Source organism: Streptomyces sp. NPDC005722 (assembly GCF_040630935.1).
Lineage (GTDB): Bacteria > Actinomycetota > Actinomycetes > Streptomycetales > Streptomycetaceae > Actinacidiphila.
In genome coordinates this window covers 71,371-96,626 of sequence record NZ_JBEXYN010000008.1, presented here as the reverse complement: position 1 = coordinate 96,626, position 25,256 = coordinate 71,371, and the positions used below count along the sequence as shown (strand labels likewise).

The window sequence follows — 25,256 nt, the reverse complement described above, 5'->3', positions numbered from 1 at the left end:
GCGCTCGCAGACGCGGTGCGGGCCCCGCATCGGGGCGCCTGCTGCCGTCGTGGGCGGTCAGCCTGCTCGCCGAGGTCGTCTCCCGGACCAGCACCCACCGGGACCACGTCGTCGAGCGGTCGCTGTACGCCGCCGGGAAGGTCCCCGTCGCGGTCGCTGTACGCCGCCGGGAAGGTCCCCGTCTACGTGATCGTCGACCCCCTGGCCGCCAAGTGCCACGTGCGTCGTCCTCACCGAGCCCGCCGGCACGGGCGAGCAGGCCGACCACCGGGCCGAGCGGACCCGGAAGTTCGGGGAGTCGGTGCGGTTGCCCGTGGTCGACGTCGTGCCGGACACGTCGGAGTTCGGGGTCCTGCCGGGGCTCACCCCGGGGCCGTGACGAAGTCGATCAGCTCCTCCACGCGGCCCAGCAGTTCCGGCTGCAGGTCCCGGTAGGAGCGGACGGCGCCCAGGATGCGCTGCCAGGCGGCGCCGGTGTTCTCGGGCCAGCCCAGGGCGCGGCACACGCCGGTCTTCCAGTCCTGGCCGCGGGGGACGGCCGGCCAGGCGGGGATGCCGAGGGAGGAGGGCTTCACGGCCTCCCAGACGTCGATGTAGGGGTGGCCGACGACCAGGACGTGCTCGCCGGTGACCTGCGCGGCGATGCGGGACTCCTTGCTGCCGGGCACGAGGTGGTCGACGAGCACGCCGAGGCGGGCGTCCGGGCCGGGCTCGAAGGAGGCGACGATGGCGGGGAGGTCGTCGACGCCTTCCAGGTACTCGACGACGACGCCCTCGACGCGGAGGTCGTCGCCCCAGACCCGTTCGACCAGTTCCGCGTCGTGGCGGCCCTCGACGTAGATCCGGCCCGCCCGGGCGACCCGGGCCCGGGCGCCGGGGACGGCGATCGAGCCGGAGGCGGTCAGCCGCGGCCCGGCCGCGGGGGCGGCGGTGGAGGGCCGCACGAGGGTGACCACGCGGCCCTCCAGGAGGAAGCCGCGCGGGGCCATCGGGAACACGCGGTGCTTGCCGAAGCGGTCCTCGAGGGTGACCGTGGGGCCCTCGGCGGTCTTCTCGCAGCGCACGACCGCGCCGCAGAAGCCGGTGGACACCTCCTCCACCACCAGGTCACGCTCGGCCGCGACCTCGGGCGCGGGTGTCGCGGGCCGTTTCCACGGCGGGGTGAGGTCGGGGTCGTAGCTGCGGCTGCGCATGCCAGGGATCGTATCCGCGCGGTGCGCGGCTCAAGCGGATCCGAACCGGGCGGCGAGCGCGTCCCGTTGGGCGCGGACGAAGCGGGCGTCGACGACGGCGCCGTGGCCCGGCACGTACAGCGCGGTCTCGCCGCCCAGCAGGAGCAGCCGGTCCAGGGCGGCGGGCCAGGCGTGCGGGGCGGCGTCGGGCCCGGCCTGGGGCTCGCCGGACTCCTCGACGAGGTCGCCGCAGAAGACCACGGGCGGCGTGCCCGGTACGACCACCACCAGGTCGTGCGTGGTGTGTCCCTCACCCGGGTGGACCAGCAGGACCTGCCGGTCGCCGCCGAGGTCGAGTTCGTACGAGCCGTCCACGAGCCGGCCGGGGCGCACGAGCGCCTCCACCGCCTGTGCGGACTCGGCCTCCGCGGCGCCGTGCCCGACGGCGTCCCGGCCCAGGGAGAAGCGCTCGCGGTCGAGGTAGGTGTCGAGGGTCATCTCGCCGAAGACCTCGGCGCCCTCGAAGGCGGCGGTGCCGAAGACGTGGTCGAAGTGGCCGTGGGTCAGTGCGATGTGCGTCACGTCCCGCCCGGTCAGTTCGCGGACCTCCCGGCGCAGTCCGGCGCCCTCGGGGACGGAGGAACCGGTGTCGACCAGCAGCACGCCCCCGTCGCCGACCACGACCCCGACGGTGACGTCGAGGAACGGCAGCCGCCGCCGCGCGACCCCCGGTGCGAGCTGTTCCCAGCCGCCGGGGGAGCCCGGCGGGGTCGGTGTGGTCTCCACAACGCGACGGTATCCCCGCGACCGGCCCGGCGCCCGCTACGGTGGCCGGTCAAGGACGTCCCGGGGCCGGACCCGTGGACGGGCCCTTGCCGAGGTCTTGCCACCCCGCCGTACACTGACTTGGGGAAAACTGGCACTCAGGGAAGAGGAGTGCCAGGGCCACGGGGGCGACACGACCCGCACGGTGACCGAGCGACTGGAGGTGCGCGATGCTCAGTGAACGACGGCTGGAAGTACTGCGTGCCATCGTCCAGGACTACGTGGGCACCGAGGAGCCGGTCGGCTCGAAGGCGCTCACCGAACGGCACGCCCTCGGCGTGTCCCCGGCGACCGTCCGCAACGACATGGCCGTGCTGGAGGAGGAGGGCTACATCCAGCAGCCCCACACCAGCGCCGGCCGCGTGCCGACCGACAAGGGTTACCGGCTCTTCGTCGACCGGCTCACCAGCGTCAAGCCGCTCTCCGGCGCCGAGCGCCGGGCCATCGGGAACTTCCTGGACGGCGCCGTCGACCTCGACGACGTGGTGGCCCGTACGGTGCGGCTGCTGGCGCAGCTGACCCGGCAGGTCGCGATCGTCCAGTACCCGTCGCTCACCCGCTCGACGGTGCGCCACGTGGAGCTGCTCGCGCTCGCCCCGGCCCGGATCATGCTGGTGCTGATCACGGACACCGGACGGGTGGAGCAGCGGCTGGTGGACGTCCCCGCACCGGTCGGCGAGACCGTGCTGGCCGACCTGCGCGCCCGGCTGAACAGCCGGGTGGTGGGGCGCCGGTTCAGCGACGTCCCGCCGCTGGTGCAGGAACTCCCCGAGGGCTTCGAGCCCGACGAACGGCCCTCCGTCCAGGTGGTCCTCGCCACACTCCTGGAGACCCTGGTCGAGGAGACCGAGGAGCGGATCATGCTCGGCGGCACGGCCAACCTGACCCGCTTCGGGCACGACTTCCCGCTGACGATCCGCCCGGTGCTGGAGGCGCTCGAGGAGCAGGTGGTGCTCCTCAAGCTGCTGGGCGAGGCCAAGGACTCGGGCGTGACGGTGAGAATCGGTCACGAGAACTTCCATGAGGGCCTGAACTCCACATCGGTCGTCTCCGTCGGCTACGGTTCGGGCGACGAGGCGGTGGCGAAACTCGGCGTGGTCGGACCGACCCGCATGGACTACCCCGGAACGATGGGAGCGGTACGCGCAGTGGCACGTTACGTCGGACAGATCCTGGCGGAGTCGTAGTGGCCACGGACTATTACGCCGTGCTCGGCGTGCGCCGCGACGCAGGCCCGGACGAGATCAAGAAGGCCTTCCGCCGTCTCGCGCGAGAGCTGCACCCGGACGTCAATCCGGACCCGAAGACCCAGGAGCGGTTCAAGGAGATCAACGCCGCCTACGAGGTGCTCTCGGACCCGCAGAAGAAGCAGGTCTACGACCTCGGCGGCGACCCGCTGTCCGCCAACGGCGGTGCCGGTGCGGGTGCGGGTGCGGGCTTCGGCCAGGGCTTCGGCAACTTCAGCGACATCATGGACGCCTTCTTCGGCACGGCGTCGCAGCGCGGCCCGCGCTCGCGCACCCGGCGCGGCCAGGACGCCATGATCCGGCTGGAGATCGAGCTGGACGAGGCGGCCTTCGGCACGACCAAGGACATCCAGGTCGACACGGCCGTGGTCTGCAACACCTGCCACGGCGAGGGCGCAGCCCCGGGTACGACCGCGCAGACCTGTGACATGTGCCGCGGCCGCGGCGAGGTCTCGCAGGTCACGCGGTCCTTCCTCGGCCAGGTCATGACCTCCCGGCCGTGCCCGCAGTGCCAGGGCTTCGGCACCGTCGTGCCGACCCCGTGCCCGGAGTGCGCCGGCGACGGCCGGATCCGGTCGCGGCGCACGCTGACGGTCAAGATCCCGGCCGGTGTCGACAACGGCACCCGCATCCAGCTGGCGGGCGAGGGCGAGGTCGGCCCCGGCGGCGGCCCCGCCGGCGACCTGTACGTCGAGATCCGCGAGTTGCCGCACCCGATGTTCCAGCGGCGCGGCGACGACCTGCACTGCACCGTCACGATCCCGATGACGGCCGCGGCGCTGGGCACCAAGGTCCCGCTGGAGACCCTGGACGGGATGGAGGAGATCGACATCCGGCCCGGGACGCAGTCCGGCCAGTCGATCCCGCTCCACCAGCGCGGCATCACGCACCTGCGGGGCGGCGGCCGGGGCGACCTCATCGTGCACGTCGAGGTCCAGACCCCGGGCAAGCTCGACCCGGAGCAGGAGGAACTGCTGCGCCGCCTGGCGAAGCTGCGCGGCGAGGAGCGCCCCCTGGGGCAGTTCCAGCCGGGCCAGCAGGGGCTGTTCTCCCGCCTGAAGGACGCGTTCAACGGGCGCTGACCGCCCAGCGGCCCGCGGTCCGGGGTGTCGTCCACCCCGGACCGCGGGCCGTCGTCCGCCGTGGCACGATGGGCGCATGGCCGCCCTGACCCACCGCTCCCCGAGGACCGCCGCGTGACCGCACCCGTCTTCGTCGTCGAACCCGGCGTGCTGGACCGGGCCCGCATCACGCTCTCCGGCCCCGAGGGACGGCACGCGGTCTCCGTGCGCCGGCTGCGGGCCGGGGAGGAGATCGTGCTCACCGACGGCCTGGGACGCGGCGCGTACGGCACGGTGGCGGCCGTCGACGGCAAGGACACGCTCGAGGTCGCCGTCGCCGAGGTCCGCGAGGAGGCCCCGCCCCGCCCGCGGATCACGGTCGTCCAGGCGCTGCCCAAGGGCGACCGCGGTGAACTCGCCGTCGAGACCATGACCGAGGTCGGGGTGGACGCCGTCGTGCCGTGGGCCGCGGCGCGCTGCATCACCCAGTGGAAGGGCGAGCGCGGCGCCAAGTCGCTGGCCAAGTGGCGTTCCACCGCCCGTGAGGCCGCCAAGCAGGCCCGGCGGCTGCGGTTCCCGGAGGTCCCCGACCTGCTGACGACCCGTCAGCTCGTCGGGCTGCTGTCCGGCGCCGCGTTCGCCGCGGTCCTCCACGAGGAGGGCTCCGAGCCGCTCGCCACCGCGCCGTTGCCGCCCGAGGGCGACATCGTGCTCGTCGTGGGCCCCGAGGGCGGGGTGTCCCCCGAGGAGCTCGACGCCTTCGCCGCGGCCGGGGCCGAGCCGTACCGCCTCGGTGCGAGCGTCCTGCGCACCTCCACCGCCGGCGTCGCCGCGACGGCCCTCCTGCTGGGCCGCACCGGCCGCTGGGGCTGAGGCGGCCGCCGGGGCCGAACGCCCCTGGCGGGCAATGAGATCGAAAACCCCTGACCAGCGTGGCCCCGGGTGGTTAGTGTGACGACGTGACGCAGCAGCCTTCGCACCCCGCGTACCTCCGCTTCCCGCACCTGCACGGTGACCTGGTCACCTTCACCGCCGAGGACGACGTCTGGGCCGCCCCGCTGGACGGCACCGGCCGGGCCTGGCGGGTCAGTGCCGACAACATGCCCGTCAACCACCCGCGGTTCTCGCCCGACGGGACGCTCATCGCGTGGACCTCGACCCGGGACGGCGCACCCGAGGTGCACGTCGCGCCGGCCGACGGCGGGCCGTCGAAGCGGCTCACGTACTGGGGCAGCGGCCGCACCTCGGTGCGGGGCTGGACGCCCGGCGGCGACGTGCTGGCCATCAGCACCTACGGTCAGGCCTCGCTGCGCCGCAGTTGGGCGCGGGCGATCCCGGTCGACGGCGGTCCCGCCACGACGCTGCCGTACGGACCGGTCGGGGGCGTCGCCCACGGCCCGGACGGGGCCGTGCTGCTGCTGTCGGCCACCATGGGCCGCGAGGCGGCGGCCTGGAAGCGCTACCGGGGCGGCACCGCGGGCAAGTTGTGGATCGACCGCACCGGCGACGGGGAGTTCGAGCGCGTCCACGCCGACCTGGACGGCAACCTGGAGTACCCGATGTGGGTGGGGGACCGGATCGCGTTCCTCTCCGACCACGAGGGCGTCGGCGCCCTCTACTCCAGCCTTCCCGACGGCGGCGACCTGCGCCGGCACACCGCCGTCGGGGACGGCGGCTTCTACGCGCGCCAGGCCGCCACCGACGGCACCCGCGTCGTCTGGACCAGCACCGGACGGCTGTTCCTGCTGGACGACCTCGACGGCGCGCAGGCCCGCCCGGTCGAGGTGCGCCTCGGCGGCCAGCGTGCCGACCTGCAGCCGCACCCGGTCCACGCGGCCCACCACCTCGGCGACGCGCGGCCCGACCACACCGGCCGCGGCAGCGCGGTGGAGATCCGCGGCACCACGCACTGGGTCACCCACCGGGGGGGCCCGGCACGGGCGTTGTCCGCCGAGCCGGGGGTGCGCACGCGGCTGCCGCGGGTGTTCGGCGGCGAGGGCGACCAGCAGGTCGTCTGGGTCACCGACGCCGAGGGCGAGGACGCGCTGGAGATCGCCCCCGCGGCGGGCACCGGCCCGGCCGCGCCCCGCCGGCTGGCCGCCGGGCGGCTCGGCCGGGTGCTGGCGATGACCGTCTCCCCGGACGGCCACCGGATCGCCGTCGCCTCGCACGACGGCCGGGTGCTGCTCGTCGAGGCCCAGACCGGCGAGGTCCGCACCGTCGTGGAGGGCGAGCACGGCCACGCCACCGGCCTCGCCTTCTCGCCGGACTCGGCCTGGCTCGCCTGGTCGCACGCCGGACCCGACCCGCTGCGCCGGCTCAAGCTGGCCTCGACCGCCGACCTCACCGTCGTCGACGCGACCCCGCTGCGCTTCCGGGACTCCTCGCCCGCCTTCACCGCCGACGGCAAGCACCTGGCGTTCCTCTCCGAGCGCTCCTTCGACCCGGTCTACGACGACCACGTCTTCGACATGGCCTTCCTCGGCGCCTGCCGCCCCCACCTGATCACCCTCGCCGCCACCACCCCCTCGCCCTTCGGCCCGCAGCGCCACGGGCGCCCGGTCGACTCCTCCGCCGAGGACAAGGACGGCGACGACCGCGCCCAGGACGACGGCAAGAAGGACTCCCGTACGGAGGACGGCGAGGACCGGCCCCGCACCCCCGTCACCAAGGTGGACGCCGAGGGCCTGGCCGACCGCATCGTGCCCTTCCCGGTCGAGGCGGCCCGCTACTCCACGCTGCGCGCGGCCAAGGACGGCGTCCTGTGGCTGCGGCACCCCGTGCGGGGGGTCCTGGGCGCGAGCCTGGCCTCGCCCGAGGCCGAGCCGCCGTCCACCGCGCTGGAGCGCTACGACCTCAAGCAACTGCGCGTGGAGGACATCGCCGACGACGCCGACGACTTCGCCGTCAGCGGCGACGGCAACAAGGTCCTGGTGACGTCCGGTCACCGGCTGCGGGTGGCCTCGGCCGACCACAAGTCGGCGCCGTCCGACGACGAGACCGACAGCAACGTCACCGTCGACCTCTCCCGGGTCCGCGTCACCGTGGACCCGCAGGCCGAGTGGCGCCAGATGTACGACGAGTCGCACCGCCTGATGCGGGACAACTTCTGGCGCGCCGACATGGGCGGCGTCGACTGGGACGGCGTACGCGAGCGCTACCGGCCCGTCCTGGACCGGGTCGCCACCCACGACGACCTCGTCGACCTGCTCTGGGAGGTGGCCGGCGAGCTCGGCACCTCGCACGCCTACGTCATGCCGGCCGGCGGCCGCGGCGACGGGCTGCACCGCCAGGGCCTGCTGGGCGCGGACCTCGCCCGCGACGCCGACGGCGTGTGGCGCGTGCAGCGGGTGCTGCCCTCGGAGACCTCCGACCCGCTGGCCGGCTCCCCGCTGGCCGCGCCGGGCGTCGCGGTCCGGGCCGGCGACGCGATCCTCGCGGTCGACGGACGGCCCGTGGACCCGCTGACCGGCCCCGGCCCGCTGCTGATCGGCACCGTGCGCAAGCCGGTCGAGCTCACCGTCGGCCCGGCCGACGGCGGGGCGGCGCGCCACGTCGTGGTCGTGCCCATCGCGGACGAGGAGCCGCTGCGCTACCACGACTGGGTCGCCGGACGCCGGGCCTACGTGCGCGAGCTGTCCGCCGGCCGGCTGGGGTACCTGCACGTCCCCGACATGGTCGGCTCCGGCTGGGCCCAGCTCCACCGCGACCTGCGCGTGGAGGTCGTCCGGGAGGGACTGGTCGTGGACGTGCGGGAGAACCGCGGCGGCCACACCTCGCAACTGGTCGTGGAGAAGCTGGCGCGGCGCATCGTCGGCTGGGACCTGCCGCGCGGGCTGCCGGCCTTCAGCTACCCGCTGGACGCGCCGCGCGGGCCCGTCGTGGCCGTCGCCAACGAGTTCTCCGGCTCGGACGGCGACATCGTCAACGCGGCGATCAAGGCGCTGGGGATCGGGCCCGTGGTGGGCACCAGGACGTGGGGCGGCGTCATCGGCATCGACTCCCGCTACCACCTGGTCGACGGGACGCTGGTCACCCAGCCGAAGTACGCCACGTGGCTGGAGGGCGTGGGCTGGGACGTGGAGAACCACGGCGTCGACCCGGACGTCGAGGTCGTCCACACCCCGCAGGACCACGCCGCCGGGCGCGACCCGCAGCTCGACGAGGCCGTCCGCCTCGCCCTGGAGGCGCTGGAGGCCGACCCGGCGCGCACCGCGCCGCCGTTGCCGTAGCGGCGGGGCGCGGGGCCCGGCGCGACCCGGGCCCCGTGGCGGCGCGCCGCCGCGTGGGGCACCGGTAGCATGCGGGACGTACTGGTCAACCCCTGGACGGAGGCGTCAGGTGGCGGGAGAGCCGCAGGCGGACTGCCTGTTCTGCAAGATCGTCGCGGGGAGCGTCCCCGCGACCGTCGTGCGGGAGACCGCGACGACCGTCGCGTTCCGCGACATAAACCCCCAGGCGCCCACGCACGTCCTGGTCATCCCCAAGGCGCACTACCCGGACGCCGCCTCGCTGGCCGCCCAGGCGCCCCAGCTCGCCGCGGACGTGCTGCGGGAGGCGGGCGAGGTCGCCACCGAGGACAAGGTGGACGGCAGCGGCTACCGGATCGTCTTCAACACCGGCGCGGGAGCGGGCCAGACCGTCTTCCACGCGCACGCCCACGTGCTGGGCGGCCGTGGCCTCGAGTGGCCGCCCGGGTAACCGACGGTGTCCGCACGTGAATTGGTCGTGCTCGGCACGGCCAGCCAGGTCCCGACCCGGCACCGCAACCACAACGGCTACTTCCTGCGCTGGGACGCCGAGGGCATCCTCTTCGACCCGGGGGAGGGCACGCAGCGCCAGATGCTGCGGGCCGGGGTGGCGGCGCACGACCTGACCAGGCTGTGCGTGACCCACTTCCACGGGGACCACAGCCTGGGCCTGGCCGGGGTGATCCAGCGGATCAACCTCGACCGGGTGCCGCACCCCGTCACGGCCCACTACCCCGAGTCCGGCCGCCGCTTCTTCGACCGGCTGCGGTACGCCACCGCCTACCGCGAGACCGTGCGGTTGCGCGAGGAACCGGTGGCCGGCGAGGCGGCCGTGCTGGTCGACTCCGACGCGTTCCGGCTGGAGGCGCGCCGGCTGTCGCACCCGGTGGAGGCCTACGGCTACCGGCTGGTGGAGCCCGACGGGCGCCGCATGCTGCGCGAGCGGCTCGCGGCGCACGGCGTCACCGGCCCCGCGGTGGGCCGGCTGCAGCGCGAGGGCGAGGTGGACGGGGTGACCCTCGCCGACGTGAGCGAGCCGCGCCCCGGGCAGCGCTTCGCCTTCGTGATGGACACCCGGCTCTGCGACGCGGTGTACGCCCTCGCCGACGGCTGCGACATGCTGGTCATCGAGTCGACCTTCCTGGACGAGGACGCCGCGCTCGCCGAGGAGCACGGGCACCTGACGGCAGGTCAGTCCGCCCGGGTGGCGGCGGAGTCCGGCGTCCGTCACCTGGTGCTCACGCACTTCTCGCAGCGCTACACCGACCCCGCGCAGTTCGAGCGCCAGGCGCGGGACGCGGGCTTCGAGGGCGAGCTGACCGTCGCCCAGGACCTCGGCCGGGTTCCGGTCCCGAAGCGCCGCCAGGACTGACTTCCGACCTCGAACTCCCCCTTCCCGGCGTCCTCTTCCGCGCCGGCGTGGGCGCGGCCGCCCGGGCATCCGTCCGCGTTGCGCGGTGGCGGTGCTGGGGGTGGGGTGCGCGTCACGGTGACCGTGCCGGGCCGGGAGACTCCCGGCAGCCGTCGAGGCGCCGCTCTGGCGTGCGCCGCGCCGCTTGCCCCTCCCGGGGTCCTCTTCCGTGCCGGCGTGGGCGCGCCCGCCCGGGCATCCATCCGCGTTGCGCGGTGGCCTTGCTGGGGGTGGTGCGCGCGTCGCCGTGACCGTGCCGTGGGACTTCCGGCGGAGCGGAGGCCTTCAACGCCTGCCTTCCGGGGAGCCGTTGAGGCCCCGGTCGGTCTGCCCGCCCGGGCATCCGCGTTGCGGGGTGGCCGTGCCGGGGGATGATCCGCCGCAGCATCATGGCCGCGCCGCACGGCTCCGGGCGGGCGGAGCCGTCCGTATGCCCCTGACCTGTACGGTTGCCGGGTGAGCATTCCGAAGGCCGAACTGCACCTGCACATCGAGGGCACCCTCGAACCCGAACTCGCCTTCGCCCTGGCCGAGCGCAACGGGGTCGACCTGCCGTACGCCTCGGCCGAGGAGCTGCGGCAGGCGTACTCCTTCAGCGACCTGCAGTCCTTCCTGGACCTGTACTACGCGCTCATGGCGGTGCTCCGCACCGAGCAGGACTTCACCGACCTCGCCGACGCCTACCTGGCCCGTGCCGCCTCGCAGGGCGTGCGGCACGCCGAGGTCTTCTTCGACCCGCAGGCCCACACCGCGCGCGGCGTCCCGCTCGGCACGGTGGTGGAGGGCCTGGCGAGGGCACTGGACCGCGCCCCGGAGCGGCACGGCGTCAGCACCCGGCTGATCATGTGCTTCCTGCGGGACGAGTCCGCCGAGTCCGCGCTGGAGACCTTCGAGGCGGCCCGGCCCCACCTGCACCGGATCAGCGCCGTCGGCCTGGACTCCGCCGAGGTCGGCCACCCGCCGTCGAAGTTCCGCGCGGTGTACGAGGCGGCCGCGGCGGCCGGCCTGCGCCGGGTCGCGCACGCGGGCGAGGAGGGCCCGCCGGAGTACGTGCGGGAGGCGCTGGACGTGCTCGGCGTCGACCGGATCGACCACGGCATCCGCAGCATGGAGGACCCGGACCTGGTGGCCCGGCTGGTCCGCGACCAGGTGCCGTTGACCGTCTGCCCGCTGTCCAACGTGCGGCTGCGCTGCGTGGACACCCTCGCTGACCACCCGCTGCCCGCCATGCTCGACGCGGGGCTGCTGGTCACCCTGAACTCGGACGACCCCGCCTACTTCGGCGGCTACGCGGGCGACACCTTCGACGCCGTGGCCGGCGCGCTCCCGCTCGGCGAGGACGACCTGCGCAGGCTCGCCCGCAACTCCTTCCTGGCCGCCTTCCTCGACGACGAGGAGGAGTTGCGGGCCCGGTACCTCGCCGAGGTGGACGCCCACACGTTCTGAGTGCGGCCGCGCGCCCGTCTGAGTACGCGCACTCATGCGGGCCGTGCCGCACGGGCGGAGCATGGAGGCATGCGAAAGCACCTGATACGGACCGCGGCGGCCGCCGCTCTGATCGTGACCGCGCCCGTCGCCACCTGGGGGCTCATGGGCCGGCAGGACGCCGCGGGCTTCGAGCCCGCCGAACTGGACTACATGGTCCGGCCCTTCGGCATCCCGGAAGGCGCGGAGACCGCGATCGGCGCGGCCGCGGCCGTGCTGGCCACCGCCGCGGCGGTGCTGCTGGGCCGGGCCTCCCGCCCCGGGCCCGACCGTTTCGACGGCCGGTGGTGGGCGGTGATAGGGCCGTTGGCCGCGGCCGGCGTGCTGACCGGGGCGATCTGGCGGACGGTGACGGCCGGGGTCATCGGCGCCAACATCGGGGCGGGGCTGGCGATCCTGCTGGGCGGGCCCGTCGTCGCCGGGCTGGTCCTGTGGTCCCTGGGCCGGGGCCTGTGGCTGGCCCGTTCGCACCGGCGCGGCCCGCGCCCGCCGCGCGGGGGGACCGGCACCGCGGGCTGGCGGCCCGCCGCCGGCCAGGGCACGTAGGACGCCGGGCCGGGAGCCCGGACGGCGCGTGGGCGTGACCGCCCCTCAGATCGCCTGCCGCACCCCGGCGTCGGGCCCGGCGTCGGCTCAGTGGCGGTGCCGGCCGGCGCGCCGCCTTCCCGGCGCGGCGCCCCTCCCGCGCGCGTGCCGGGACAGGGCCGCGCCGCCCGCGCAGAGCACGGCGCCCGCCGCGAACGCGGTGAAGCCCAGCGGTGCCTTCGGCACCCCCCACAGGGTCTCCGTGAAGGGGTCCGGCGGGGCCTGCGCGCTGCCCGCGCCGCCCAGCAGGCTGAGGATCAGGGACACCCACAGGGCGAACCCCGCCAGCGCCACCAGGACCCCCGCGGCCATGAGCACCCGCCCCGGCCCCGGCACCCGGAACAGCCCGGTCCAGGCATCCTCGACGGCTCCGGGGTCCGCCTCGGGCACCTCGTCGCCGCCCCCGTAGCGCCGGCGCCCGGCGAGGTACTGGGCGCGCCCCGACGGGTGCCGGTGGGTGCGGCCCGGCCAGGACGGGGCGCGGGTGTCGCCGAGGTCGTGCAGGACGGTCAGCGGCGGGGGAGCGCCGCCCGCGACATCCCCGGGCTCCGCGACATCCCCGGCCTCCGCGGCCTCCCCGGCCTCCGCCTCGTCACCGGTGTCCACGGGACCGACCGGGTCCCCGGGGTCCGCCCGCCCCTGCCGGGCCGACTCCACCGACAGCCGCAGTTCGACGTGGCCGATGCGCAGCAGGTCCCCGTCGTGGAGGGGCCGCGGGGCGTCGAGCAGGGCCCCGTTGAGGTAGGTGCCGTTGGTCGAGCCGAGGTCGCTGAGCACGACGTGGCTGCCGGCGCGGTTCATCGCGGCGTGCCGCCGGCTCACGCCCTCCTCGTCCAGCCGGATCCCGCTGCCGGCGAGCCTGCCGATCTCCGAGTAGCCGGCCGGCACGGGGTAGGCGCGTCCGGGGTCGGGCCCCGTGGTCACGATCAGTTGTGGCGGTGCGGCCGAGTGTCCGGGCATCTCCAGCCCCTGGGGGTCATCCGCTTTCCCTCAGCATCCGTCCGCGTCCCCGCGCGGACAAACGCTGGTCACGGCCCCGGGCGCGCGTACGATCGGTCGGAACGACACCAGGTCGGGAGGAGCCCGGGTGGAAGACCAGCCCGTCCTCGACCCGCTCGCGGCGGTGCGCGGGCCGGACGACCCGGAGACCGATGTGTACCTGACCGGCACGGTCTTCCTGGACATCATCTTCACCGGTCTCGACAGCGCGCCCGTGCGCGGCACCGAGTCCTGGGCGCGCGGCATGGGGTCGAGCCCCGGCGGGGTGGCCAACATGGCCACCGCCCTCGCCCGGCTGGGGCTGCGCACCTCGCTGGCGGCGGCCTTCGGCGACGACGTGTACGGCGAGTACTGCTGGGACTCCCTCGCCGAGGGGGAGGGCATCGAGCTGGGGCTGTCCCGCAAGATCCCCGGCTGGCACTCCCCGGTCACGGTCTCCATGGCGTACGAGGGCGAGCGCACCATGGTCAGCCACGGCCACGAGGCCCCGCCGCCGGAGGAGCCCGCGCCGCCGTGCCCGCCGCCGAGCCGGGCGTGCCTGGCCTCCCTGGTGCCCGGGGTCCCGCAGCAGGAGTGGATCGGCACCGCCGCGGACCGGGGCAGCCGGATCTTCGCCGACGTCGGCTGGGACGACAGCGGCCGCTGGGACAGCGCCGACCTCGCCGACCTGGCGCACTGCGAGGCCTTCCTGCCGAACGCCGCCGAGGCCATGCGCTACACCCGCACCGACTGCCCCCGGGCCGCCGCCCGCAAGCTGGCCGAGCTGGTCCCGCTGGCGGTGGTCACGCTCGGTCCCGAGGGCGCGTACGCGGTCGACTCCGCCGGCAGCCGGGCCGCCGAGGTCCCGGCGCTCTCCGTGGAGGCCCTGGACCCCACCGGCGCCGGGGACGTCTTCGTCGCGGGCTTCATGACCGGCACGCTGGCCGGCTGGCCGCTCCCCGACCGGCTGGCCTTCGCGTGCCTCACGGCCGCGCTGTCGGTGCAGGAGTTCGGCGGTTCGCTGTCGGCGCCCGGCTGGATCGAGATCGCGGCCTGGTGGCAGCACGCGAAGGCCTACGACGACCAGGACCGTTCCGCGCTGCGCCGCTACGCCTTCCTGGACGACCTGCTGCCCACCGGCACCCGCCGCTGGCCCCTGCGCCGTGCCGTACCGACGATCGGTTTCCGCCCGCCACCGATGCGCTGACGCTGTGGGCGGGCCGTGCCGGGTCAGGCGTCAGGCGATCACGTCGACGGGGCAGCGGGCCGCCTTGGCGCGCTCGATGCGGGCGTCTCCGGTGACCAGGGCGCACCCCAGGTGTTCGGCGAGGGCGACGTACGAAGCGTCGTACGCGGAGAGGTTGGCGCGCAGCTCCCAGACGCGATCGAGCAGGGCGCAGCCCGGCGTGCGCTGGATCGGCAGGGCGGACAGCAGGGTGATCGCCGTCTCCGCCGCCGCTTGCTCCAGCTTTCCTCCGAGCCACAGACCACGGATCGCGTGGGCCGCCTCGAACTCGATGACGGCCGGTGCGTGCAGGATCTCGCCGGACAGGCGTTTGCGCGCGAGATCGCCCAGTGGGCCGCCGTGGGTGAGGGCCAGGACGAGCGCGGACGCGTCGACGACGATCACCCGCGGCGCCCCTCGTCGAGGTGACCCAGCAAGTCCTCCACGGTGTAGTCGGCTGTCGCCGACTTCCGGGCGCTGGCCAGTATGTCGTCGACCGTCGGCGTTCTCGCCTGTTCGATCAGCCTCTGGCGCAGGTACTCGTTCAGGGACTGGTGCGCCTCGACCGCGCGGTGCTTGAGGGTGCGGTGCACGTCGTCGGGGACGTCCTTGATCTGGATGTTCGCCATGTCGTCACGGTAGCATGCGAAACGCATGCATGCATGCGTTTCGCATGCGTTGTCACATCCGGCGCTCCAGGATCTGGCCCGGCCACGGGTCGTCCTCGGCCCGGGAGACGGCGAAGGGTTGGGCACGGGTGAAGCCCAGGGCCTCGTACTGCCGGACGAGCCGGCCCTCGCCGCCCGCGTAGCAGTCGACCCGCAGCAGCCCGAAGCCGCGCCGCCGCGTCTCGGCGACGGCGTCCTCCACCAGGGCGGCGCCGATGCCGCTGCCGGACAGCGACCGGTCGGTGACCAGCAGCCGCAGGTACAGCTCGGGCTCGTCCACGGGCGGGGCGTAGTCGGGCCGCTCCTCGGCCAGCACGCACACGCCGACCACCCGGCCGTCCACCTCGGCGGCGCGCAGCAGGTACTCCTCGGCGTAGCGGGTCACCCGTTCCACCGCCGGGGGCCGGGAGGACCAGGGGCGGGTGCCCCACTGGCCGCCGCGGCCGTGCGCGGTCAGCCATGCGATCGCCCCGTCCAGCAGGGCGAGCGTCGCGGGCAGGTCCTCGGGTCCTCCGGTGCGGATCTCCATGCCGTGCTCCTACCCGTCGCGTGACGCAGCGTAAAACCTCTCGGCACCCCAGCCGTACCGACGTACCCTTGAACCCCAAGTCCAGTGGCATGTCGAACAGCAGAAGGCGGGATGAGCAGGCCGTCGAGCCTGGCCCATGACTCAGACACCGACAACGCAGCAACCGCAGGCGAGCGCCCACTTCGTCGTACCGGCCAAGCACCCCATGGTGACGGTCCTGGGGTCCGGCGACTCGCTCCTGCGCGTGATAGAGCAGGCGTTCCCGGCCGTCGACATCCATGTACGAGGCAATGAGGTCAGCGCGAGCGGTGAATCCGCGGACGTCGCGCTGGTCCAGCGCCTCTTCGACGAGATGATGCTGGTACTGCGCACAGGCCAGCCGATGACGGAGGACGCAGTGGAGCGGTCGATCGCCATGCTCCGCAAGGACAGCGGAGCCGACGGCCTGGAGGAGACCCCCTCCCAGGTGCTCACCCAGAACATCCTGTCCAGCCGGGGCCGCACGATCCGCCCCAAGACCCTCAACCAGAAGCGCTACGTCGACGCGATCGACAAGCACACGATCGTCTTCGGCATCGGCCCGGCCGGTACCGGCAAGACCTACCTGGCCATGGCCAAGGCCGTCCAGGCCCTGCAGTCCAAGCAGGTCAACCGGATCATCCTGACCCGTCCCGCCGTCGAGGCCGGCGAGCGGCTCGGCTTCCTGCCGGGCACGCTCTACGAGAAGATCGACCCGTACCTGCGCCCGCTGTACGACGCGCTGCACGACATGATCGACCCCGACTCGATCCCGCGCCTCATGGCGAGCGGGACGATCGAGGTCGCTCCTCTGGCGTACATGCGCGGACGCACGCTCAACGACGCGTTCATCATCCTCGACGAGGCGCAGAACACCAGCGCCGAGCAGATGAAGATGTTCCTCACCCGGCTCGGCTTCGACTCCAAGATCGTCATCACCGGCGACGTCACGCAGGTCGACCTGCCCGGTGGCACCAAGAGCGGGCTGCGCCAGGTCGTGGACATCCTGGACGGCGTCGAGGACGTGCACTTCTCACGGCTGACGAGCACCGATGTCGTACGCCATAAGCTGGTGGGGCGCATCGTGGACGCCTACGAGCGCTACGACGACCTCAACGGCAACCGAAAGTAGCCACCGAAGCACTATGGCGATCGACGTCAACAACGAATCCGGCTGGGACTTCGACGAGGCGGCGGTACTCGACATCAGCCGCTACGCCCTGCAGCACATGCGCATCCACCCGCTGTCCGAGCTCTCCGTCATCGCGGTCGACGCCGACGCCATGGAGCAGCTCCACATCCAGTGGATGGACGAACCGGGCCCCACCGACGTCATGTCCTTCCCGATGGACGAGCTGCGTCCCGGGAAGGACGACGAGGAGCCCCCGCAGGGCCTGCTCGGGGACATCGTGCTCTGCCCCGAGGTGGCCAAGAAGCAGGGCGACGCGGCCGTGACCAAGCACTCCATGGACGAGGAGCTGCAGCTGCTCACCGTCCACGGGGTGCTGCACCTGCTCGGTTACGACCACGAGGAGGCCGACGAGAAGGCCGAGATGTTCGGCCTGCAGAAGGCCATCCTCGACGGCTGGCGCGCCGAGCGCGGCATCCAGGGGCCGTCGCCGGCCCCGACGACCACCCACTGATCGCGATGGTGGTCTTCGCCGTCCTGCTGGTGGTCGTCGCCTGGCTGGCCGCCTGCGCCGAGGCCGGTCTCGCCCGCACCTCGCGCTTCCGCGCGGAGGCCGCGGTGCGGGCCGGCCGGCGGGGCGCGGACAAGCTGCTGGCGGTCTCCTCGGACCCGACCCGCTACCTCAACGTCGCGCTGCTGGTCCGGGTGGCCTGCGAGATGGCGGCGGCGGTGCTGGTGACCGTGGTGTGCGTCCGGCACTTCGAACGGACCTGGCAGGCGGTCCTGGTGGCGGTCGCCGTCATGATCGTCGTCTCGTACGTCGCGGTGGGCGTCTCGCCGCGCACCATCGGCCGCCAGCACCCGATGAACACCGCCACCGCGGCGGCGTACGTGCTGCTGCCGCTGGCCCGGGTCATGGGCCCGGTCCCGGCGCTGCTGATCCTCCTCGGCAACGCCCTCACCCCCGGCAAGGGCTTCCGCCAGGGCCCGTTCGCCTCCGAGGCGGAGCTGCGGGCGCTGGTGGACCTCGCCGAGAGCGAGTCCCTCATCGAGGACGAGGAGCGCCGCATGGTGCACTCCGTCTTCGAGCTCGGCGACACCCTGGTGCGCGAGGTGATGGTGCCGCGCACCGAGCTCGTCGCCATCGAGCGCTTCAAGACGATCCGCCAGGCCATGACCCTCGCCCTGCGCAGCGGCTTCTCGCGCATCCCGGTCACGGGCGAGAGCGAGGACGACATCGTCGGCATCGTCTACCTCAAGGACCTCGCCCGCCGGGTGCACATCAACCGGGACGCCGAGACCGAACCGGTCTCCTCGCTGATGCGCCCGGCCTTCTTCGTCCCCGACACCAAGAACGCCGGCGACCTGCTGCGCGAGATGCAGCGCGAGCACAACCACGTCGCCGTCGTCATCGACGAGTACGGCGGCACGGCCGGCATCGTCACGATCGAGGACATCCTGGAGGAGATCGTCGGCGAGATCACCGACGAGTACGACCGGGAGCTGCCGCCCGTCGTGGAGCTCGGCGGGGGACGCTACCGCGTCACCTCCCGCCTCGACCTCGGCGACCTGGGCGAGCTCTACGGAGTGGACCTGGACGACGAGGACGTCGAGACCGTCGGCGGCCTGCTCGCCAAGACGCTCGGCCGGGTGCCGATCCCCGGTGCCTCCGCCGTCGTGGCGCTCCCCGAGACCGCCTCGGCACCGCAGGCGCCGGCCGCGCTGCGGCTCACCGCGGAGGCCCCGTCGGGCCGCCGCAACCGCATCGGCGCGGTCCTCGTGGAGCCGGTCGTGGCCGTCGTGGACGAGGACCCGGCGGGCCCGGAGCCGGACGGGGCGATGCACGGCGGGTAGCGCCCGTCCGGCCGCGGCCGGAGGCGGCGGGGGCCGCGGGGGCGGGACGGCTACGCTGACCGCCATGAGTGACGAGCTGCACCCGGAAGACCGCAAGATCATCACCCTGGCCCGCTCGGCCCGGGCGCGCAACGGCGTCGCCGAGGGCGCGGCGGTCCGCGACGAGACGGGCCGCACCTACGTGGCGGGCACCGTCGCCCTGGAGTCGCTGTCGCTCAGCGCGCTGCGGACCGCGGTCGCCATGGCCGTGGCGAGCGGCGCCACGTCGCTGGAGGCGGCGGCCGTGGTGTCCGAGGCGGACGCGGTGCCGGAGGCGGACCGTGCGGCCGTGCGCGACCTCGGCGGAGCCGGCACCCCCGTGCTGCTGGCCGGGCCCGACGGCGCCGTCCGGGCGACGGTCACCGCCGGCTGACCCGGCTGCGGCAGACCGGGTCGGGCCGGCGGTCAGCGCGGGGCCGGCCCCGCCGAGCGGGCCGTCTGCAGGGCGTGCGACCAGTCGCCGACCAGGGCGCGCGCTGCGGGCAGCAGTGCCGCGCCCTGCGCGGTGAGCGCGACGCCGCGCGGCCCGCGGTCGAAGAGGCTGAAGCCGAGTTGCCGTTCGAGGGCCCGGATCTGCTTGGAGAGCGCGGGCTGGGAGATGCGGAGCCGCTCGGCGGCGCGCGTGAAGTGCAGCTCGTCCGCGACCGCGGCGAAGTAGCGGAGGTCACGCAGGTGGACGTCCATAGCCATCGGTCATAGCAGCGCTTCCTGGACGGTTCCGTGCCCGCGGCGGAACACCGGTCGACGGCCGGGGAAACGCCGTCCGAGCGCCGCGACCCGGCCGGAACGCACAGGTCAGCGGGGAGGACGCGGCCCCGAGGACCGTCCCTGCGCGCGGCGGGCGGCCCCCGTACCGGGCACGCGGGGCCCGGGCCGCGGCCCGGCGGCGTCAGCCGGGCCCGGTGGATCAGGGACAATGGTCGCCATGAGCGTTCGCACCGAGACGACCCCCGCCCCCGCCCACCGGGCCGGCTTCGCCTGCTTCGTGGGCCGCCCCAACGCGGGCAAGTCCACCCTGACCAACGCTCTGGTCGGCACGAAGGTGGCCATCACCTCCAACCGGCCGCAGACCACCCGGCACACCGTGCGGGGCATCGTGCACCGTCCGGACGCCCAGCTGGTCCTCGTCGACACGCCCGGCCTGCACAAGCCGCGCACCCTGCTCGGCGAGCGGCTCAACGACGTCGTCCGCACCACCTGGGCCGAGGTCGACGTGATCGGCTTCTGCCTGCCCGCCGACCAGAAGCTCGGCCCCGGCGACCGCTACATCGCCAAGGAGCTGGCCGAGGTCCGCAAGACCCCCAAGGTGGCCATCGTCACCAAGACCGACCTGGTGGACTCCAAGCGGCTCGCCGAGCAGCTGCTGGACGTCAGCCGGCTCGGCGCCGAACTGGGCATCGAGTGGGCCGAGATCGTCCCGGTCTCCGCGGTCGGCGACCGGCAGGTCTCCCTCCTCGCCGACCTCCTCGTCCCGCTGCTGCCGGAGGGCCCGGCCCTCTACCCGGAGGGCGACCTCACCGACGAGCCGGAGCAGGTGATGGTGGCCGAGCTGATCCGCGAGGCCGCGCTCGAGGGCGTGCGGGACGAGCTGCCGCACTCCATCGCCGTGGTGGTCGAGGAGATGCTGCCGCGCGAGGACCGCCCGGCGGAGAAGCCGCTGCTGGACGTGCACGCCAACATCTACATCGAGCGCCCCAGCCAGAAGGGCATCATCATCGGCCCCAAGGGCGCCCGGCTGAAGGAGGTCGGGACCAAGTCCCGCCGCCACATCGAGGCGCTGCTCGGGACCCCGGTCTTCCTCGACCTGCACGTGAAGGTCGCCAAGGACTGGCAGCGCGACCCCAAGCAGCTGCGCAAGCTCGGCTTCTAGGCCGTGCCGGCGGGGGCGCCTCCGGCGGCTTCCGTGCCGCTGAAGACCCCGTGGAAGCCGAAGGGCACCGCGTGCGGGACCTCGGCGCGGGCCAGTTCGCGGAACGAGGCGGCGTCCAGCACCAGCAGGAAGGACGAGCCGGCCGCGGCGTCGAGGACGACGGAGAGCACCACGCCCTCGCCCTCGCTCTCCGCCGGGGCCTGCGGGTCCGCGACGAAGACCGGCTCCCCGGGGTGGCAGTCCTCCTCCCACCAGGTGAGCGTGCCGCCGTCGGCCGTGTCGAGCCGCACCAGCTGGTCGGCGAAGTTCCCGCCCCGCCCGTCGCGGCTGCCGACGCCGTACGCGAAGCGGTAGGGGCGGCCGTTGCACCGTCCGTAGTCGATCCGGGGGAGCTCCATCGGCTCCTCGCCGAGCCGTTCGGCGCTCACCGCGCCGTCGGCGCCGATCCGGTACCGCGTCGGACGGGCCTGCGGGACTCCGCCGCCCTCGCGCAGCCGGTCGAGGTAGAGGGCGTCGATGACGGACGGGTCCTCGTAGGCGCACAGGTCCAGCACCAGCGCGTCGCCGTCCTCGAAGGCGTTGACGTGGTGGAAGGCGAAGAAGGCCGGGCCCTTGGCGACCCGGCGGACGGTGCCGTCCCGGCGGTCCATGACGATGAAGCGGGTGCCGCGCTCCGGGCGCCAGCGGTAGTTCTCGATGAAGGGCCGGCCGCTGAGCAGCAGCGCCGGCGGGTTGACGACGAGCGGGAACTCCACCAGCACCACGTGGCGGTCGGTGATCGCGAAGCTGTGCATGTAGCCGGGCCGGGACACGGGCAGGCTGCCCAGCAGCCTGCGGTGGGCCGTTCCGTCGGAGGACTGGCGGTAGACGCGGTACTCGCTGCGCCGCGCGAAGTGCGCCACGAAGTTGACCAGTTCGCCGGTGACCGGGTCCTGGTGCGGGTGGGCGGTGGTCCACTGCCCGGCGAGCGCGTCCTCGTAGCCGACGACGCCGACCGTCTCCAGCGTCCTCGGGTCGAACTCCACGGGCAGCGGGGTCTCGGTCAGCGCGACGAAGCGCTCGCCGAAGCGGGCGACGCTGACGTTGGCGTTCCCGGACGGCCTGCGCAGGAAGGGGGTGAAGACCCGGGCGAAGAGCGAGCGGCAGGGGTCGGTGGCGAACTCCTGGTAGGCGATGCGGCCCTCGTGCCGGGCGGTGCGGCTGCTCGGGACGTCCAGGAAGCGGTTGGCGTAGGAGACCCGGCCGTCCTCGATCGCGAACCGGTGGAGCATCGCCTGGCCGTCGAACCAGTGCCGGTAGCGGTGCCCGCCGGCCTCGAAGAGGGCGGGTCCGTTGCGCAGCAGGACCCCCTCCAGCCACCGCGGCAGCCGTCCGCGTACCGGCAGTGAGGGGACGGTCACCTCGTCGGTCAGGCTGCGCAGCCCGGTCGGGTACCCGCTCATCGGTTACGCGCCCTCCTTCAGCACCAGCCGGACCAGTTCGCGCTGTTCCTCCGTCAGGCACGGGTCGGCGCACCGCACCGTGCGGCCGTCGAGCGTGATCTCGTAGTGGAAGCCGTCCGGCACGCCCTGCGGAGGCTCGTCCGGGGCCGCGGCGAGGACGTCGCGGGCCAGGGCGTGCAGGCGGAAGGCGTCGGGCCGGCCGGCGGTGTCCAGCACGGCCCGGCGCTCGATCCCCGCGAAACCGCCGGAGCGGATCACCTGTATGCGCATGGCGGACGTCTACCCCTGCGCGGGCGGTCGCGCACCTTCCGGGACGGAGGACTGCCGCGGCACGTCGCTGCCGTTGACGGCGGCCGGGACGCCGACCTCCGACCACGCCTTCACCACCGCCGTGTGCTCCTCGCCCTCGCCGAAGCGCGCGGCGGCCGCGGCGACCGTCGCCTGGGCGAACTCGGCGAACGTCGCCCGCGGCGACAGGGCGCCACCGGTGAGCACGTCGTACCAGACCAGCCCGGCCCGCTCCCACGCGTTGCCGCCCAGGGCGGTGGCGCACAGGTGGAACGCCCGGTTGGGGATGCCGGAGTTGATGTGCACGCCGCCGTTGTCCCGCGAGGTGCGGACGTAGGCGTCCATGTGACCGGGCTGCGGGTCCTTGCCGAGGACGTCGTCGTCGTACGCCGTGCCGGGGGCCTTCATGGAGCGCAGCGCCACCCCCGTGACACGCGGGGCGAGCAGCCCGGCGCCGATCAGCCAGTCGGCCTCGTCGGCGGTCTGGCCGAGCGCGTACTGCTTGATGAGGGAGCCGAACACGTCGGACATCGACTCGTTGAGGGCGCCGGACTGGCCGAAGTAGTCCAGGTTGGCGGTGTACTGGGTGACGCCGTGGGTGAGTTCGTGGCCGATGACGTCGAGGGGGAGGGTGAAGTCGAGGAAGAGCTCCCCGTCGCCGTCCCCGAAGACCATCTGTTGGCCGTTCCAGAAGGCGTTGTTGTAGTCGCGGTCGTAGTGGACGGTGGCGTCCAGCGGCAGCCCGGCGTCGTCGATGGAGTGGCGGCCGTACGCCGTCAGGTAGAGCTCGAACGTCGCCCCCAGCCCGTCGTAGGCCCGGTTGACGGTGTCGTCGGCGAGGGCCGGGTCGCCCTCGCCGCGGACCGTGCGGCCCGGCAGGTCCGTGCCGTGCTCCGCGTCGCCGATCGTGCGGCGCGGCCGGTCCGAGGGCTCCGCCCCGGTCACCGGGAGGGCGCCGATGACGGTGGTCAGCCGGCGGCGGGTGCGCTCGGCGGCGTCGCGTTCCAGGGTGCGGCGGGCGGGTGCGGCCAGCGCGCGGTCCTCGTTGCGGGCGACCTCGTCGAGGACGTGCGGCGGCACGATCGTGCAGAAAACAGGTGTCTGCTCCATCAGGGCAATGTGGCACGGTGCTCACTGTCTGTCACTAGGTGTCGCCATGATCCACGAAAAGGGGGGAAGTTCTGTGTTTTTCATGCCATCACGGGCGGTCTTGCATACTGAGAAGAACGCCGCAGCGGCTGCAGGGTCCCCGGGGGCTCGGCTATGGTCGATCGCATCATGCGTTTCGGGCTGCTTCTTCTTAGCTGCCGCGGCGAGGGCCTGTAGTCCAGGTCGACTCCCTCCCCGCGGGGTTTGGCGTTGCACCAGCGCCGGTCGGCCGCCTCACAGCCGCAACCGAGGAGCACCCCCGCAGATGTCCACCCCGAACGCCGTCGGCCGCCCCACGCCCATCACCGCCGCGACCGTGCGTCAGCGCCCGACCGCGATGCCGGTGCACAAGTACAAGCCGTACGAGGCCGTGGAGATCCCCGACCGCACCTGGCCCGACCGGCGCGTCACCAAGGCCCCCCGCTGGCTGTCCACCGACCTGCGCGACGGCAACCAGGCCCTGATCGACCCGATGTCGCCGGCCCGCAAGCGCGCGATGTTCGACCTGCTGGTGTCGATGGGCTACAAGGAGATCGAGGTCGGCTTCCCCGCCTCCGGCGAGACCGACTTCGCCTTCGTGCGCTCCATCATCGAAGAGGGCGCGATCCCCGACGACGTCACGATCTCCGTGCTGACCCAGGCCCGCGAGGAGCTGATCGAGCGGACCGTGGAGTCGCTGCGCGGCGCGGCGCGCGCGACCGTGCACCTGTACAACGCGACCGCCCCGACCTTCCGCCGGGTGGTCTTCCGCGGCTCCAAGGAGCAGATCCGGCAGATCGCCGTGGACGGCACCCGGCTGGTCATGGAGTACGCCGACAAGGTCCTGGGCGACGAGACCGTCTTCGGCTACCAGTACAGCCCGGAGATCTTCACCGACACCGAGCTGGACTTCGCGCTGGAGGTCTGCGAGTCGGTCATGGACGTCTGGCAGCCCGAGGAGGGCCGCGAGATCATCCTGAACCTGCCGGCGACCGTGGAGCGCTCCACGCCCTCCACGCACGCGGACCGCTTCGAGTGGATGTCGCGCAACCTGTCGCGCCGCGAGCACGTGTGCCTGTCGGTCCACCCGCACAACGACCGCGGCACGGCCGTCGCCGCCGCGGAACTGGCCCTGATGGCGGGCGCGGACCGCATCGAGGGCTGCCTGTTCGGCCAGGGCGAGCGCACCGGCAACGTCGACCTGGTCACCCTGGGCATGAACCTGTTCAGCCAGGGCGTGGACCCGATGATCGACTTCTCGCAGATCGACGAGATCCGCCGCACCGCCGAGTACTGCAACCAGATGGAGGTCCACCCGCGCCACCCGTACGTGGGCGACCTGGTCTACACGTCCTTCTCCGGCTCCCACCAGGACGCCATCAAGAAGGGCTTCGACGCCATGGAGGCCGACGCGGCCGCCCAGGGGAAGACGGTCGACGACATCGAGTGGGCGGTCCCGTACCTGCCGATCGACCCCAAGGACGTCGGCCGCTCCTACGAGGCCGTGATCCGCGTGAACTCGCAGTCCGGCAAGGGCGGCGTCGCGTACGTCCTGAAGAACGACCACAAGCTGGACCTGCCGCGCCGCATGCAGATCGAGTTCTCGAAGATCATCCAGGCGAAGACCGACGCCGAGGGCGGCGAGGTCACGCCGAAGGAGATCTGGGCGATCTTCGAGGACGAGTACCTGCCGACCCCGGCCAACACCTGGGGCCGCATCGTCCTGCGCTCGGCGCAGACCTCGACCAGCAGCGACGGCACCGACACCCTGACCGTCGGGGCGGTCGTGGACGGCGCCGCGACGGCCTTGACCGGTACCGGCAACGGCCCGATCTCCGCGTTCTTCGACGCGCTGGCCTCGGTCGGGGTCGACGCCCGCCTGCTGGACTACACCGAGCACACCATGAGCGAGGGCGCCAGTGCCCAGGCCGCCTCGTACATCGAGTGCGCCATCGACGGCAAGGTCCTGTGGGGCATCGGGATCGACGCCAACACCACCCGCGCCTCGCTGAAGGCGGTCGTCTCCGCCGTCAACCGCGCGGCCCGTTAGCC

The 25,256-nt window shown here is 73.7% G+C and carries 24 protein-coding genes and 1 pseudogene; 15 read left to right on the top strand and 10 right to left on the bottom strand.

Annotated elements, in window-relative coordinates; translation table 11 throughout:
• Positions 1-362: 362 nt before the first annotated feature.
• Positions 363-1,193 carry a DUF3097 domain-containing protein gene (locus tag ABZ479_RS12680; RefSeq protein WP_500461590.1) on the bottom strand — a complete coding sequence of 277 codons (831 nt, stop codon included), beginning with the start codon at positions 1,191-1,193 and terminating at the stop codon, positions 363-365.
• Between the two features lie 30 nt (positions 1,194-1,223).
• Positions 1,224-1,958, bottom strand: coding sequence for an MBL fold metallo-hydrolase (locus tag ABZ479_RS12675; RefSeq protein ID WP_500461589.1), 735 nt, complete (start codon positions 1,956-1,958; stop codon positions 1,224-1,226).
• Positions 1,959-2,167: 209 nt separating this feature from the next.
• On the opposite strand from ABZ479_RS12675, the gene hrcA reads away from it, so the two are divergent.
• The 8 genes from hrcA to ABZ479_RS12635 all read left to right on the top strand — a co-directional run bounded on the left by hrcA (position 2,168) and on the right by ABZ479_RS12635 (position 11,997).
• Positions 2,168-3,184, top strand: coding sequence for a heat-inducible transcriptional repressor HrcA (gene hrcA, locus ABZ479_RS12670; protein ID WP_499598879.1), 1,017 nt, complete (start codon positions 2,168-2,170; stop codon positions 3,182-3,184).
• A complete protein-coding gene (dnaJ, locus tag ABZ479_RS12665) occupies positions 3,184-4,326 on the top strand; it encodes a molecular chaperone DnaJ (RefSeq protein WP_500461588.1) in 1,143 nt (380 codons plus the stop codon). The genes hrcA and dnaJ overlap by 1 nt, the downstream gene beginning before the upstream one ends.
• A 114-nt stretch (positions 4,327-4,440) precedes the next feature.
• Entirely contained in the window at positions 4,441-5,178 is a 738-nt protein-coding gene (locus ABZ479_RS12660; RefSeq protein ID WP_500461587.1) for a 16S rRNA (uracil(1498)-N(3))-methyltransferase, read from the top strand.
• 86 nt (positions 5,179-5,264) lie between these two features.
• Positions 5,265-8,537, top strand: coding sequence for a S41 family peptidase (locus ABZ479_RS12655; protein WP_500461586.1), 3,273 nt, complete (start codon positions 5,265-5,267; stop codon positions 8,535-8,537).
• A gap of 109 nt (positions 8,538-8,646) precedes the next feature.
• On the top strand, positions 8,647-9,006 hold the full coding sequence (locus tag ABZ479_RS12650; protein ID WP_499598871.1) for a histidine triad nucleotide-binding protein: 360 nt from the start codon (positions 8,647-8,649) through the stop codon (positions 9,004-9,006).
• Positions 9,007-9,012: 6 nt separating this feature from the next.
• A complete protein-coding gene (locus ABZ479_RS12645; RefSeq protein ID WP_500461585.1) occupies positions 9,013-9,927 on the top strand; it encodes a ribonuclease Z in 915 nt (304 codons plus the stop codon).
• A gap of 495 nt (positions 9,928-10,422) precedes the next feature.
• A complete protein-coding gene (locus tag ABZ479_RS12640) occupies positions 10,423-11,412 on the top strand; it encodes an adenosine deaminase (RefSeq protein ID WP_500461584.1) in 990 nt (329 codons plus the stop codon).
• A 69-nt stretch (positions 11,413-11,481) separates the two neighbouring features.
• A complete protein-coding gene (locus ABZ479_RS12635; protein WP_500461583.1) occupies positions 11,482-11,997 on the top strand; it encodes a hypothetical protein in 516 nt (171 codons plus the stop codon).
• Between the two features lie 87 nt (positions 11,998-12,084).
• Here ABZ479_RS12635 and ABZ479_RS12630 read toward each other — a convergent pair whose 3' ends face one another.
• Positions 12,085-12,996, bottom strand: coding sequence for an FHA domain-containing protein (locus tag ABZ479_RS12630; protein WP_500461582.1), 912 nt, complete (start codon positions 12,994-12,996; stop codon positions 12,085-12,087).
• Positions 12,997-13,123: 127 nt separating this feature from the next.
• On the opposite strand from ABZ479_RS12630, the gene ABZ479_RS12625 reads away from it, so the two are divergent.
• Complete coding sequence (locus ABZ479_RS12625; RefSeq protein ID WP_500461581.1) at positions 13,124-14,221, top strand: carbohydrate kinase family protein; 1,098 nt, start codon at positions 13,124-13,126, stop codon at positions 14,219-14,221.
• A gap of 30 nt (positions 14,222-14,251) precedes the next feature.
• Here the strand turns inward: ABZ479_RS12625 and ABZ479_RS12620 are convergent, their stop codons facing one another.
• Genes ABZ479_RS12620 through ABZ479_RS12610 form a run of 3 tightly spaced genes read right to left on the bottom strand, consistent with a single transcriptional unit; the run spans position 14,252 to position 15,436 of the window.
• A complete protein-coding gene (locus ABZ479_RS12620) occupies positions 14,252-14,644 on the bottom strand; it encodes a type II toxin-antitoxin system VapC family toxin (protein WP_500461580.1) in 393 nt (130 codons plus the stop codon).
• Entirely contained in the window at positions 14,641-14,868 is a 228-nt protein-coding gene (locus ABZ479_RS12615; RefSeq protein WP_326576205.1) for a FitA-like ribbon-helix-helix domain-containing protein, read from the bottom strand. The genes ABZ479_RS12620 and ABZ479_RS12615 overlap by 4 nt, the downstream gene beginning before the upstream one ends.
• Before the next feature lie 52 nt (positions 14,869-14,920).
• On the bottom strand, positions 14,921-15,436 hold the full coding sequence (locus ABZ479_RS12610; RefSeq protein ID WP_500461579.1) for a GNAT family N-acetyltransferase: 516 nt from the start codon (positions 15,434-15,436) through the stop codon (positions 14,921-14,923).
• 136 nt (positions 15,437-15,572) lie between these two features.
• On the opposite strand from ABZ479_RS12610, the gene ABZ479_RS12605 reads away from it, so the two are divergent.
• The 4 genes from ABZ479_RS12605 (at position 15,573) to ABZ479_RS12590 (ending at position 18,849) form a co-directional block, all read left to right on the top strand.
• Complete coding sequence (locus tag ABZ479_RS12605; RefSeq protein WP_499598862.1) at positions 15,573-16,586, top strand: PhoH family protein; 1,014 nt, start codon at positions 15,573-15,575, stop codon at positions 16,584-16,586.
• 13 nt (positions 16,587-16,599) lie between these two features.
• A complete protein-coding gene (gene ybeY / locus ABZ479_RS12600; RefSeq protein ID WP_500461578.1) occupies positions 16,600-17,097 on the top strand; it encodes an rRNA maturation RNase YbeY in 498 nt (165 codons plus the stop codon).
• A 5-nt stretch (positions 17,098-17,102) separates the two neighbouring features.
• Positions 17,103-18,437 (top strand): hemolysin family protein, encoded by a 1,335-nt coding sequence (locus ABZ479_RS12595; protein ID WP_500461577.1) that lies wholly within the window; start codon positions 17,103-17,105, stop codon positions 18,435-18,437.
• Between the two features lie 64 nt (positions 18,438-18,501).
• The gene (locus ABZ479_RS12590) at positions 18,502-18,849 is read left to right on the top strand and encodes a cytidine deaminase-like protein (RefSeq protein WP_499598859.1); all 348 of its coding nucleotides are present in this window, start codon (positions 18,502-18,504) and stop codon (positions 18,847-18,849) included.
• Positions 18,850-18,896: 47 nt separating this feature from the next.
• Here ABZ479_RS12590 and ABZ479_RS12585 read toward each other — a convergent pair.
• Positions 18,897-19,166 (bottom strand): annotated as a pseudogene (locus ABZ479_RS12585) (helix-turn-helix domain-containing protein); the annotation flags it as partial.
• Between the two features lie 226 nt (positions 19,167-19,392).
• On the opposite strand from ABZ479_RS12585, the gene era reads away from it, so the two are divergent.
• Positions 19,393-20,346, top strand: a complete 954-nt coding sequence (era, locus tag ABZ479_RS12580; protein WP_499598858.1) for a GTPase Era — start codon at positions 19,393-19,395, stop codon at positions 20,344-20,346.
• On the opposite strand, the gene ABZ479_RS12575 is transcribed toward era, so the two are convergent.
• From ABZ479_RS12575 to ABZ479_RS12565, 3 genes are read right to left on the bottom strand one after another with little or no spacing between them, the layout of a single operon-like run.
• Positions 20,343-21,788, bottom strand: a complete 1,446-nt coding sequence (locus ABZ479_RS12575; RefSeq protein WP_500461576.1) for a carotenoid oxygenase family protein — start codon at positions 21,786-21,788, stop codon at positions 20,343-20,345. The two genes, era and ABZ479_RS12575, sit on opposite strands and share 4 nt — an antisense overlap.
• Positions 21,789-21,791: 3 nt before the next feature.
• Positions 21,792-22,058: a protealysin inhibitor emfourin gene (locus tag ABZ479_RS12570; protein WP_500461575.1), complete on the bottom strand. Its 267-nt coding sequence runs from the start codon at positions 22,056-22,058 to the stop codon at positions 21,792-21,794.
• 9 nt (positions 22,059-22,067) lie between these two features.
• Positions 22,068-23,186 (bottom strand): M4 family metallopeptidase, encoded by a 1,119-nt coding sequence (locus tag ABZ479_RS12565; protein WP_500461574.1) that lies wholly within the window; start codon positions 23,184-23,186, stop codon positions 22,068-22,070.
• Positions 23,187-23,490: 304 nt separating this feature from the next.
• On the opposite strand from ABZ479_RS12565, the gene leuA reads away from it, so the two are divergent.
• Entirely contained in the window at positions 23,491-25,254 is a 1,764-nt protein-coding gene (leuA, locus tag ABZ479_RS12560; RefSeq protein WP_500461573.1) for a 2-isopropylmalate synthase, read from the top strand.
• Positions 25,255-25,256 lie beyond the last annotated feature (2 nt).

Bases quoted from the DNA above. Each gene is read 5' to 3' on its own strand.
- ABZ479_RS12605 (WP_499598862.1), top strand. From the start codon at position 15,573: ATGACTCAGACACCGACAACGCAGCAACCGCAGGCGAGCGCCCACTTC.
- ABZ479_RS12610 (WP_500461579.1), bottom strand. From the start codon at position 15,436: ATGGAGATCCGCACCGGAGGACCCGAGGACCTGCCCGCGACGCTCGCC.
- leuA (WP_500461573.1), top strand. From the start codon at position 23,491: ATGTCCACCCCGAACGCCGTCGGCCGCCCCACGCCCATCACCGCCGCG.
- ABZ479_RS12565 (WP_500461574.1), bottom strand. From the start codon at position 23,186: ATGGAGCAGACACCTGTTTTCTGCACGATCGTGCCGCCGCACGTCCTC.
- ybeY (WP_500461578.1), top strand. From the start codon at position 16,600: ATGGCGATCGACGTCAACAACGAATCCGGCTGGGACTTCGACGAGGCG.
- ABZ479_RS12575 (WP_500461576.1), bottom strand. From the start codon at position 21,788: ATGAGCGGGTACCCGACCGGGCTGCGCAGCCTGACCGACGAGGTGACC.
- era (WP_499598858.1), top strand. From the start codon at position 19,393: ATGGTCGCCATGAGCGTTCGCACCGAGACGACCCCCGCCCCCGCCCAC.
- ABZ479_RS12615 (WP_326576205.1), bottom strand. From the start codon at position 14,868: ATGGCGAACATCCAGATCAAGGACGTCCCCGACGACGTGCACCGCACC.
- ABZ479_RS12570 (WP_500461575.1), bottom strand. From the start codon at position 22,058: ATGCGCATACAGGTGATCCGCTCCGGCGGTTTCGCGGGGATCGAGCGC.
- hrcA (WP_499598879.1), top strand. From the start codon at position 2,168: ATGCTCAGTGAACGACGGCTGGAAGTACTGCGTGCCATCGTCCAGGAC.
- ABZ479_RS12635 (WP_500461583.1), top strand. From the start codon at position 11,482: ATGCGAAAGCACCTGATACGGACCGCGGCGGCCGCCGCTCTGATCGTG.
- ABZ479_RS12595 (WP_500461577.1), top strand. From the start codon at position 17,103: ATGGTGGTCTTCGCCGTCCTGCTGGTGGTCGTCGCCTGGCTGGCCGCC.
- ABZ479_RS12680 (WP_500461590.1), bottom strand. From the start codon at position 1,193: ATGCGCAGCCGCAGCTACGACCCCGACCTCACCCCGCCGTGGAAACGG.
- ABZ479_RS12590 (WP_499598859.1), top strand. From the start codon at position 18,502: ATGAGTGACGAGCTGCACCCGGAAGACCGCAAGATCATCACCCTGGCC.
- ABZ479_RS12630 (WP_500461582.1), bottom strand. From the start codon at position 12,996: ATGCCCGGACACTCGGCCGCACCGCCACAACTGATCGTGACCACGGGG.